This window comes from Ligilactobacillus acidipiscis DSM 15836 (assembly GCF_001435755.1).
Classification (GTDB): domain Bacteria; phylum Bacillota; class Bacilli; order Lactobacillales; family Lactobacillaceae; genus Ligilactobacillus; species Ligilactobacillus acidipiscis.
Genome location: NZ_AZFI01000052.1, coordinates 1 through 11,336, shown reverse-complemented (window position 1 = coordinate 11,336; position 11,336 = coordinate 1). Strand labels below are relative to the sequence as shown.

General features: G+C 40.0%; 13 protein-coding genes. All 13 read right to left on the bottom strand.

Translation table 11 applies throughout. The annotated features are described in order from the left end of the window. Nucleotides 1–41: 41 nt before the first annotated feature. Nucleotides 42–461 (bottom strand): F0F1 ATP synthase subunit epsilon, encoded by a 420-nt coding sequence (locus FC65_RS05265; RefSeq protein WP_056971821.1) that lies wholly within the window; start codon nucleotides 459–461, stop codon nucleotides 42–44. 14 nt (nucleotides 462–475) lie between these two features. After that, nucleotides 476–1,882, bottom strand: a complete 1,407-nt coding sequence (gene atpD, locus FC65_RS05260; protein WP_010499482.1) for a F0F1 ATP synthase subunit beta — start codon at nucleotides 1,880–1,882, stop codon at nucleotides 476–478. A gap of 19 nt (nucleotides 1,883–1,901) precedes the next feature. Continuing rightward, nucleotides 1,902–2,834, bottom strand: a complete 933-nt coding sequence (locus FC65_RS05255; RefSeq protein WP_056971820.1) for a F0F1 ATP synthase subunit gamma — start codon at nucleotides 2,832–2,834, stop codon at nucleotides 1,902–1,904. Nucleotides 2,835–2,852: 18 nt separating this feature from the next. Beyond that, nucleotides 2,853–4,364, bottom strand: coding sequence for a F0F1 ATP synthase subunit alpha (gene atpA / locus FC65_RS05250; RefSeq protein ID WP_056971819.1), 1,512 nt, complete (start codon nucleotides 4,362–4,364; stop codon nucleotides 2,853–2,855). A 20-nt stretch (nucleotides 4,365–4,384) separates the two neighbouring features. After that, a complete protein-coding gene (gene atpH / locus FC65_RS05245) occupies nucleotides 4,385–4,927 on the bottom strand; it encodes an ATP synthase F1 subunit delta (RefSeq protein WP_010499494.1) in 543 nt (180 codons plus the stop codon). Next, the gene (gene atpF, locus FC65_RS05240; RefSeq protein WP_010499496.1) at nucleotides 4,914–5,438 is read right to left on the bottom strand and encodes a F0F1 ATP synthase subunit B; all 525 of its coding nucleotides are present in this window, start codon (nucleotides 5,436–5,438) and stop codon (nucleotides 4,914–4,916) included. The genes atpH and atpF overlap by 14 nt, the downstream gene beginning before the upstream one ends. Before the next feature lie 45 nt (nucleotides 5,439–5,483). Continuing rightward, nucleotides 5,484–5,714 carry a F0F1 ATP synthase subunit C gene (gene atpE / locus FC65_RS05235; protein ID WP_010499498.1) on the bottom strand — a complete coding sequence of 77 codons (231 nt, stop codon included), beginning with the start codon at nucleotides 5,712–5,714 and terminating at the stop codon, nucleotides 5,484–5,486. Between the two features lie 29 nt (nucleotides 5,715–5,743). Continuing rightward, nucleotides 5,744–6,454: a F0F1 ATP synthase subunit A gene (gene atpB, locus FC65_RS05230; RefSeq protein WP_056971818.1), complete on the bottom strand. Its 711-nt coding sequence runs from the start codon at nucleotides 6,452–6,454 to the stop codon at nucleotides 5,744–5,746. Nucleotides 6,455–6,787: 333 nt separating this feature from the next. After that, the gene (upp, locus tag FC65_RS05225; RefSeq protein WP_056971817.1) at nucleotides 6,788–7,417 is read right to left on the bottom strand and encodes a uracil phosphoribosyltransferase; all 630 of its coding nucleotides are present in this window, start codon (nucleotides 7,415–7,417) and stop codon (nucleotides 6,788–6,790) included. 107 nt (nucleotides 7,418–7,524) lie between these two features. Continuing rightward, complete coding sequence (locus FC65_RS05220; protein WP_056971816.1) at nucleotides 7,525–8,547, bottom strand: L-threonylcarbamoyladenylate synthase; 1,023 nt, start codon at nucleotides 8,545–8,547, stop codon at nucleotides 7,525–7,527. Between the two features lie 18 nt (nucleotides 8,548–8,565). Next, entirely contained in the window at nucleotides 8,566–9,411 is an 846-nt protein-coding gene (prmC, locus tag FC65_RS05215; protein WP_056971815.1) for a peptide chain release factor N(5)-glutamine methyltransferase, read from the bottom strand. Further along, the gene (prfA, locus tag FC65_RS05210) at nucleotides 9,404–10,489 is read right to left on the bottom strand and encodes a peptide chain release factor 1 (RefSeq protein ID WP_056971814.1); all 1,086 of its coding nucleotides are present in this window, start codon (nucleotides 10,487–10,489) and stop codon (nucleotides 9,404–9,406) included. Before prfA ends, prmC begins: the two co-directional genes overlap by 8 nt. A 54-nt stretch (nucleotides 10,490–10,543) precedes the next feature. Beyond that, nucleotides 10,544–11,119, bottom strand: a complete 576-nt coding sequence (locus tag FC65_RS05205; protein ID WP_056971813.1) for a thymidine kinase — start codon at nucleotides 11,117–11,119, stop codon at nucleotides 10,544–10,546. Between the last annotated feature and the right edge of the window lie 217 nt (nucleotides 11,120–11,336).

Sequence of the window (11,336 nt, the reverse complement as noted above, 5' to 3'; positions counted from 1 at the left end):
TGGACCATCAACACTATTTGACAAAGTCCCGTCATTTTAAATTAATGATTTGAAATATTCAATCGGTTCAACGCTCGACGCAAGGAAACCTCGGCCCGACGGAGCTCATCAGGATTATGGGCTTGTTTTGCCTTCTCGATACGTTCTTGAGCTCTTTCACGAGCACGTTCCGCACGTTTAGAATCGATGTCTTCTTTACGCTCAGCGGCTGAAGCAACGATTGATAATGTGTTATTGGAAAATTCTAAGAATCCGCCACTAACAGCAACCTCATCATATTCGCCATTATCTTGACGAACTCTGATCTCATCAATTGCCAATGAAGCCAACAACGGCAAACGATTAGGCATAATACCTATTTCGCCTTGGGTTGTCTTGCAAATAGCCATATCAGTAGTCTTTTCATAGACACTGCCATCTGGTGTAACAACGTTAACAGTTAATTCAGGTTTATCAGCCATCAGACTTTACCTCCTTAATTGTTTTGCGTCATTTTTTTAGCTTTTTCAACAACTTCTTCGATTTTACCAACTGAACGGAAAGCATCTTCAGGCAAATCATCATATTTACCTTCAAGGATCTCCTTAAAACCTTTAACTGTATCTTCCAAAGGTACGTATGCACCCGGTAGACCAGTAAAACTTTCAGCAACGTGGAAATTTTGTGACAAGAAGAACTGAATTCGACGTGCACGGCCAACGATGACCTTCTCGTCATCAGACAATTCATCCATACCTAGAATCGAGATAATATCTTGTAATTCACGGTAACGTTGCAAAACATGCTGCACTTCAGTAGCAATCGCATAATGTTCTTGGCCAACAATTTCTGGTGTCAAGGCAACAGAAGTTGAAGCCAATGGATCAACAGCAGGATAAATACCTTGCTGAGTCAATGAACGTTCCAAGTTAGTAGTTGCATCCAAATGCGCAAACGTTGTAGCTGGAGCAGGATCAGTATAATCGTCGGCAGGCACATAAACAGCCTGGATCGATGTAACGGAACCCTTCTTAGTTGAGGTAATACGCTCTTGCAACTGACCCATTTCAGTAGCCAATGTCGGTTGATAACCAACGGCTGAAGGAATACGGCCCAGCAAAGCAGAAACTTCAGACCCAGCCTGGGTAAAGCGGAAAATGTTATCAATAAATAACAAAACATCTTGGCCTTCAACATCACGGAAATATTCCGCAATTGTCAACCCAGTCAACGCAACACGCATCCGAGCACCAGGCGGCTCGTTCATCTGACCAAACACCATGGCAGTCTTTTCCAAGACTCCAGATGCTTTCATTTCAAAGTAAAGGTCATTACCTTCACGAGTTCTTTCACCAACACCGGTAAAAACAGAGATACCATTATGTTCTTGCGCGATATTGTGGATCAATTCCTGAATCAAAACGGTTTTACCAACTCCGGCACCACCGAACAAACCAATCTTACCACCACGAACATATGGGGCAAGTAAATCGATAACTTTGATCCCAGTTTCCAGAACTTCAGTACTTGTATTTAATTCATCATATGCAGGTGCATCGCGGTGAATCGGATCCCGCCGATGATCTGCATCAAATTCAGGCCCATTATCAATGGTATCCCCTAGGACATTGAACACACGTCCAAGCGTATCTTTCCCGACAGGCACACTGATCGAAGAACCAGTATCAACGACTGTAGCGCCACGTTTTAAACCATCTGAAGAATCCATGGCAATCGTACGCATGATGCCATCGCCCAACTCAAGGGCAACTTCCATCACTAATTGTGTACCATTATCAAGTTCAACGGTCAAAGCATTATTAATATCAGGTAAAGATTCATTAAGAGGGAATTGTACATCAACAACTGGTCCGATAACTTGAACAACTTTACCAGAACTCATTCGTTAATTCCTCCTATTTTTATTCTAAGGTTGCTTGAGCACCAGTAATTTCCGTGATCTCAGTCGTAATAGCACTTTGACGAGCACGATTATACTGCAGCTCTAAACCAGCAATGATATCATCCGCATTATCAGAAGCTGAACGCATAGCAGTAGAACTAGATGCATGTTCAGATGTTTTGGCATCTAACATTGCACCATAAAGCAGACTTTCAGCGTACTGCGGCAAGATCACTTCCAAAATTGCATCCTCAGATGGTTCGGTATCATATTCAAGATTATAACCCGAATCATTTGTATCACTCAGCCCCTCACTACCAAGGTTTTCTGCTGAGATCGGCAGCATTTGCTCACCTCTAAATGTAGAAGTCAAAGAATTGACAAAATGGTTATAACAAACAAATAATTCATCAAACTTTTCACTTTCAAACATTTTTAGGATCGCACGTACGATCGGGCGAACTTCCCTAAATGTTGGGACGTCACTTAATTCACGATATTCGTACACGATATCGTAACCGCATTTCTTAAAGAAATCGGCACCCGTACCGCCAATTGCTACAATTTCAATATCATCTTTGGAATGATGGTTTTTCGAGATCAGGCCCATAGTCTGCTTGATCACGTTACTATTATAACTGCCAACCAAACCACGATCAGAAGTGATCACAACAAGACCTGTCTTTTTAACTGGCCGTTGTTGTAACATTGCAAGTGAATTAACCTCGCCTTCTTCAACAATTTCAGGTGCCTCAACATCGTCTAACAGATGCGATGCTGCTAGATGGGTAATGACATTCCGGATCTTGGAAGCATAAACCTGATATGTGGTTGTATGCTTTTGAATCTGATTCAGCTTGGCAGTTGAAACCATCTGCATAGCAGTAGTTATCTGTCCTGTCTTTTTTGTTGAGGAAATTTTTCTTTTGACCTCTTGTAAAGATGCTGGCATCAGTTGTCACCGCCCTTTCTATTTTTTACTAGCTTGAAATGTCTCCGCAAATTCAGAAATTGCTGCATCGAGCTTATCAGTCTCAGGTAATTGCCCTGTTTCTGCAATTTCCTTAAGCAGATCTGCATAGTTATTATCCATATAATCAAACAATTGATCCTGATACGTCAAGATATCGTCGACAACAACGGAATCTAAAAAACCATGCGTTAATGCATATAAAATAACAACCTGTTTTTCAACAGCTAGTGGTTCATGCAAAGGCTGTTTCAAAACCTCAACAGTTCGACGACCACGGTTTAATTTAGCTTGTGTAGCTTCATCTAAATCAGAACCGAACTGAGCAAATGATTCCAATTCACGATAAGATGCCAGATCCAAACGAAGAGTCCCAGCAACTTTCTTCATGGCCTTGATTTGAGCGTCACCACCAACACGGGAAACCGAAGTTCCGGCATCGATAGCAGGACGAACACCTGAATAAAAGTTATCACTATCCAAGAAGATCTGACCATCTGTAATAGAGATCACGTTAGTAGGAATATAAGCAGAAACGTCACCGGCTTTAGTTTCAATAAATGGCAAAGCAGTCATTGATCCTCCGCCAAGCTCATCATTTAACTTAGCAGCACGTTCTAACAAACGTGAATGGAGATAGAAAACATCACCAGGATATGCTTCACGACCAGGTGGCCTTCTCAAGATCAATGAAAGTTCACGATATGCATCAGCTTGTTTTGATAAGTCATCATAAACTACCAGTACATGTTTGCCATTATACATAAATTCTTCACCCATAGCAGCACCAGCATACGGAGCTAGCCATAACAACGGCGCTGGTGAAGAAGGACCAGCTGAAACAACGATCGTATAGTCCATTGCGCCATACTTTCTCAAAGTTTCGACCTGGGTCCGGACCGTTGATTCTTTTTGTCCAATAGCAACATATATACAGATCATATCCTGATCTTTTTGATTCAAAATCGTATCGATCGCAACGGAAGTTTTACCAGTTTTACGGTCACCAATGACCAACTCACGCTGCCCACGACCAATCGGTACCAAAGCATCGATCGCTTTTAAACCAGTTTGTAAAGGTTCAAAAACTGATTGTCGCTCCATAACACCTGGTGCCTTTTTTTCGATTGGGCGGGTCTTATCTGTTTTGATCTCACCTTGTCCATCAATTGCTTGTCCTAACGGATTCACAACTCGACCGATCATTTCTTCACCTACAGGAACTTCCATGATACGGCCGGTACGCTTAACTGTTTGTCCTTCACGAATATTATCGTATGTTCCCAAAATAACAATACCAACATCGTTGGACTCTAAGTTTTGGGCCATACCATACGTTCCGTCTGAAAATTCTAACAATTCACCAGCTAAGGCGTTCTCTAAACCATTGGCCCGCGCAATACCATCACCAACATAAGTAACAGTACCAACTTCGTCAACGGTGAGTTCATTTTGATAATTTGCTAATTGCTGTTTGATCAAAGTACTGATTTCCTCAGCCTTAATGCTCATAAAAGTCTCACCTCTTTAAATCAATTTAATAACAGACGTTTGATTTTGTCTATTTTGGACTTGACCGAGCCATCATAGATATTATCTCTGGAACGTAACACAACTCCACCAATAATTTCTTCGTCTACGACCGGCTCAAGGACAACTTTATTAGCGCCTACAACTTGAGCAAATTTAGCTGAGAGTTTTGCTTTTTGTTCATCATCCAATTCGATCGCTGTCGTAACTTTTACTCGAACTGTCCCATTCTTTTCGTCATTCAATCTGTTAAATTCATCTATTATATCTATCACATTTTGCAACCTACCATAGTCGGACAACATTTGTAAAAAGTCCTTAACTAATTGGGAAGCATTTGTTTGCATGCTTTGAAGCATTTCATTTTTTGCTTCTTTAGTGATCTGTGGGCTCGCAAAAAATACGAGCAGGTCAGGTTGCTCTGTGATCACTGTCTGTAATTCAACAAGCTCCGTTGCGGTTTGAGAAGTAATATCTTTTGACTCAGCGACATCGAAAAGTGCCTGACCGTAACGACTTGCTATTTCAGCACTACTGAGCGCCATTTTGCTTCCCCAACCCTTCAATATATTTGTCTATTAATTCTTTTTGGTCATCTACTGTAAGTTCTTTTTCGATGACCTTTGAAGCTATTACAATAGACAACTCTGCAACGTCATTTCTAACACCATCCAGAGCTTCTTGTTTTTGCCGCGAAATATCCTTTTGGGCATTACTTTTCAAGACCGTTGCGTCATCATTAGCCTGTTTCACGATCGTAGTCCGCTGTTGTTCAGCGTTGTCTTTTGCTCGTGACACGATCTGACTAGCTTCGTTGTGCGAATCACTCAAAGCATCTTCACGTTGTTTAGCTAACTTTTCAGCTTTTAATCGGGCCCCTTCAGCAGAATCCAAGTCATTGGAAATTTTATCCGCACGCTTTTGCAGCATATTTTGAATCGGGTCCCAGGCAAAATGTCCGACCAACGCCATCAAAATCACAAATAAAACGAGATAAAACAAGAAGTCACCCCAGGCAATTTGCTGTGCTGCACCAAGCAAAAACGTTGAATTCATCTATTGACACCTCCTCTATTGACATCAACTTTAAATTTTTTTAAATTATTTTGCGTACAATAGGAAGGCAATAACAACAGCAATGATCGGAACAGCTTCGATCAAACCAACCCCGATAAACATGTTGGTCCGCAATTGTCCAGATAACTCAGGTTGACGAGCTGTTGACTCCATCATTTTCGAAATAACTAAACCATTACCTACACCAGTACCGATAGCAGCTAACCCAGCAGCAATTCCGGCACCTAATAAAGCTAAACCTGCACCAAGAGACATAATTAAATTCCTCCTTAAAATTATAAAAATTATTCTTTTTCAACCTTTTGTGAAATATAAACCATTGTCAACGTGACAAAAACGTAAGCTTGGATAGATCCAATAAACACAGAAAAGCCTTGCCAAATCATTTCAAGGGGAACCGAACTAATGGTTCCCAGCCAACCAGCTTTATCCATGGAGCGGATCGTCGTCAATAAAACTTCACCAGCAAAAATATTACCATATAAACGAAGAGCTAACGTTAAGAAATTAGTAAAATCTTCCAATAATTCAATGGGAAATAATGCCGGCATTGGACTGAGGTAGGAATTTTTGAAGTAACCCTTAAACCCAAACCTTGTCACACCACAGAAGTCTGCTAAAACCATCACAAGTAATGCCAACGTTAATGTTGTCATAGGTGAAGCTGTTGGACTCTTAAGATAGGTGACGTCTCCAACACTAAATTGAATCATTAACCCTATTTGGTTACTGATAAAAATCAGTACAAATAGTGTGAAAGAAAACAGTTGATAATTCCTGCCCTGTTCATCAGGTATATTTGCTTTAACGATATTATTCGTAAAATCTATCAACCATTCGAGTGCATTCTGTTTCCCTTTAGGTTTCATTTGTATATTTCTTGAAAATACAAAAACCAACAGGAAAACGATAATAGCTGCAGCCAAACCTGACAGACAGTTTCCTACATTAAAAGGAATACCCAAAAGTGTAATAACTTTTGCTCCCTCATTCACCAAGTCTCACCTCTTTTCAATTGTAATCACTACGGTTGAACTTTTGCGGTAGAACCGTAAGGTTGATTCAAGATGTAGTATCATTGAATACATCTGAAATCATACCACCTTTCACCATTAAAAATAAAGCTTTTCTTGCATTATTTTCTGAAAAACTGCGACTTGTTTAAGAAAATAATTTTCGTTTTTCAAAAAGCCGTAAAATTTATCACTTTCAGTTTTTTTGTTCCTAAATCAATCGCTTCCATTTAGTGGAACTGGAAAACCGGACCCAAACACCAAATTTCTTGCATTTGCCCCGGCTATTTTTACTTATTAAGTACTATCTGTTTATTACTTTGTTCCAAATAAACGGTCACCAGCATCGCCCAAACCAGGCACGATATAACCGTCTTCGTTTAAGTGATCATCAAGAGCGGCGGCATAAACGTCAATATCAGGATGCTTTTCACGCAATGCTTTCACACCTTCTGGTGCAGCAACTAAACAAACAAATTTGATTGTTTTGGCACCGCGTTTCTTTAAAGCATCAACTGCCATAATTGCAGACCCTCCTGTTGCTAACATTGGATCAACAATAATCATTTCACGATTGGCAATGTCATCGGGCATTTTAACGAAATATTCATGCGGCTGTAATGTTTCTTCATCACGGTACATCCCAATATGACCAACCTTAGCCGCAGGGATCAACTCTAAGATTCCATCGACCATTCCTAAACCAGCACGTAAAATTGGAACAATAACTACTTTTTTACCAGCCAACTGCTTTTCCGTTGCCACCTCAACAGGTGTTTTGACCTGAACGTCTTCCAAAAGCATATCACGTGAAACTTCATAAGCCATTAGTTCAGCAATTTCATTGACCACCTGACGAAATTCACGGGTACCACACTTTTCGTTACGGATGATCGTCAGTTTATGCTGGATCAATGGATGATCCAAGATCTCAAATTTTCCCATTCCTTATAACACTCCTTTAATTCACTCTCTTACCCATTCTAATAGAATTTTGCGGTAAAAACCAGAAAAATCTATAATATTCCGAATAAAAAAATTTTCTCAAAAACCTAATCCTGCGGTTCGAAATAAGTGCCTCCGGAAGATTTTTTCAAACGATTCATATACGCTGCACCAAGACCTTTTTCTTCAAAAGAACATGCTAAGATCCAGTTAACTTTTTGCTCATTATCGAAATAACGTAAACCATCAAATAAACGATGAGTAGCCGAAGCCAAGTCATTACCCATATCATAAGGTAAAACATTAGCAGGAAGTGATCCTTTTAAAATTTGTGAAGGTGCCATGATACCTATGTTTTCCGATTGGCTGCCGGCCCATGCCAAAGCTTGCTTCCAATCATTTGGACGCACGATCAACACCTGGGCTGCCGGAGCATAATGCTTATATTTCATTCCTGGGGCTTTAGGTGTTTCGTTAGCACCTACTTTATGCTGATCAGAATCAACTGAAAGCCCGATCGTCTTTTCAATCTGTTCAGAAATAATACCACCCGGTCGCAAAATTGCTGGTTCTGAGGTACTCAAATCAACGATCGTTGATTCAACACCAACTGCAGTTGGCCCATCGTCTAAGATTCCCGCAATTTTACCTTCCATATCATGAAAAACATGTTGAGCTGTTGTCGGGCTGGGTTTACCAGACGAATTAGCGGAAGGCCCAACGATCGGCACCCCTGCTTGGGCGATCATCTTGCGAGTAGTTTCATTTTCCGGCATCCGAAATGCAGCGGTGCTTAAACCACCCGTGACAACTGGTGATAAAGAACCGGGTTTTATTTTAAAAACCAAAGTTAGCGGACCTGGCCAAAATGCCTTGATCAGCTTTTCACCGTATTGACCATAGTCAGCAATATATTCAGCAGCCATTTCCGGCGAAGAAACAGTCACGATCAAAGGATTGTCAGAAGGACGCCCCTTAGCTAAATAGACACGCTTAACGGCTTGTTCATTGGTAGCATCAGCCCCCAAACCATAAACAGTTTCAGTTGGAAATGCAATCAGTTCGCCTAACTTGATTTCTTCAGCAGCTTTTTTTGTTTCTGCTGGAGAGTATATCTTAGTTATCATCATATAATAAATTCATCCTTTCTATTTAAAAATCACACGTACCATACGATCATGCGCTGTGATATCACGTTTTAATGTAACTTCTGCTTGAGGAAAAGCTTCCTTAAATATTCCAACAACTTGCTTTCCTTGTGCATAGCCGATCTCCAAATACAATTTAGAATTCACATGAATATAGCTTGAGACCTGCTGAGCTATCCTACGATAAAAAGCCAAGCCGTTATCAGCCGCAAACAAAGCCAAATGTGGTTCATGTTCAAGTACACTTTTATCCATCTCATTTTGCTCGTTTTGACTAATATAAGGTGGATTACTGACTATAATATCATAAGGACCATCTGTCAAAGGTGCTAACAAGTCACCTCTTAGTATGGAAACATCCAAGCCCAAATTAACTGCATTTTCTTGAGCGACTGCTAACGCAGCTTCAGAAATATCAGTCAATGATACTTGCCAACTGGGCAACTGACTTTTCAGCGCTAAACCGATCGCTCCAGTACCAGTCCCAATATCTGCCACTTTTTTGGTTGTCCGCTCATTTCCTGAAATGATCCAGTCGACTAATTCTTCTGTTTCTGGACGAGGGATCAAAGTTGCTGAAGTTACCTTAAGATTTAAACCATAAAAATAAGCATTACCTAACAAATATTGGGCCGGCCACCCTTGACAATATAATTCGACATTTTTTTTAAAATGTTGCCACTTTTTTTCAGGAACTTCTTTTCTAAGATTCATTAAAAACTCCGTTGCTGAAAAATTCATTTCTCCATATAATAATAAATCAGCTGCTGATGGATCCAAACCAGCCTTTTTTATAAAAGAAAAAGCCCATTGCTGAGCTTCAAAAAAAATTTTGCTGTTACTCATTTTCTAAGTTCTCCAAAGCTTTTGTTTGATCATACAAGATCAAGGCATCGATCACCTGATCAAGTTCACCATTCATAATGCGATCCAACTTGTTAAGAGATAACCCGATACGATGATCGGTGACCCGATTTTGTGGGTAATTATATGTTCTGATCCGCTCGGAACGGTCACCGGTCCCGATGGCCGACTTCCTATTCTCATCATATTCATTTTGTTCTTTAGAAGAATAGTAATCGTAAACACGTGCCTTTAAAATTTTCATCGCTTTTTCCCGGTTTTGTTGTTGTGAACGCTGGTCTTGCATCGCAACTACGATTCCTGTCGGCAAATGGGTCATTCTGACAGCAGAAGAAGTCTTGTTAATATGCTGTCCACCAGCACCGGATGAGCGGTAAACATCGACTCGAATATCTTTAGGATCAATATCGATCTCAACATCTTCTTCTTCAGGCATAACAACAACAGTCGCGGTTGAGGTATGAACACGCCCTGCAGATTCTGTTGATGGAACACGTTGAACACGATGCGCTCCACTTTCATACTTCAGCTTCGAATATACTTTGCTGCCATTGATCAACAACGCAATTTCTTTAAAGCCACCGACTTCAGTCACATTTTTATCAATGACTTCGATCGACCAGCTTTGTCTTTCAGCGTACTTACTGTACATATTGAAAAGATCAGCTGCAAACAAGCTAGCTTCATCGCCACCGGCGGCACCCCTGATTTCCATGATAATATTCTTACCATCGTTAGGATCTTTGGGCAGCAATAAAACCTTGATCTCATCTTCTAAATTTGCACGTTCTTCTTTAGCAGCTGACAATTCATCCTTGACCATTTCGTTCATTTCATCGTCGTCAAGACCGGTACGCATCATCTCATCATCGTCATCAATAGTCTTTTGAACTTTTTTTAACTGACGAAATTTTTCAACTGTTTCCCGCAGATCTCCCATTTCTTTGGATAATGCAGTAAAACGCGCGGTATCAGCTATCACATCTGGGTCGGAAAGAAGCTCAGCTAATTCTGCATAGCGATCTTCCAAAACCTGCAATCTTTCAAATATCTTATCCATTAGTAACTCCTTTACTTATCTTCAGCTTTTAAATGAGGTCTTTCAACAATTGGCTTAATTTTCTTTTGGGGGATCAAAATAATGTTTACGACACACAGGGTAATACTGCTCATTGCCTCCAATAAGGATCTGCTCACCAGAATATACAGGGGAACCATTATTGAAGCGTAAGTTCATGATTGCTTTTTTATTGCAGAACCAGCAAATAGTTTTCATTTCTTCTATTTTATCTGCATACAATAATAAATACTTTGATCCCTCGAAAAGTTCATTACGGAAATCATTTTTTAAACCAAATGTCATGACTGGTATTTTCAACTGATCAACAATCTTAGTAAGCTCAATAATATGATGTTTTTTCAAAAATTGAGCCTCATCGATCAGTAAACAAGATATATTTTCATGTCCATCTTTCACTAACGAAAAAACATCTGTTTCGTCAAAAATAGGCACAGCCGTTCTTTTTAACCCGACCCGACTCGCAATGTAACCTACACCTTCACGGTCATCGATCCCACTGGTACAGATCAGTACTTTTTTACTTTGTTCTTCATAATTATGTGCGACTTTCAAGATTTCGATCGATTTGCCGCTGTTCATCGCTCCATAGCGAAAAAATAACTGTGCCACTCTGCTTCATCTCCAACTAAAACTTCATTCCTTAGTATAAATGATTTTCAGAAAAATTTCATCTCTTCATTTAAAATAGATCACTGACTGCTGTAAAAATGCCCCTAGAAATACGAGAAACTTAAAAAAAGTAAAAGCCCGCATTACCCTAACTGATTTATGGTAAGATACCATATGGTATTTATTTTTACGCGTGGTGCTAGTTCGTAATAATTCT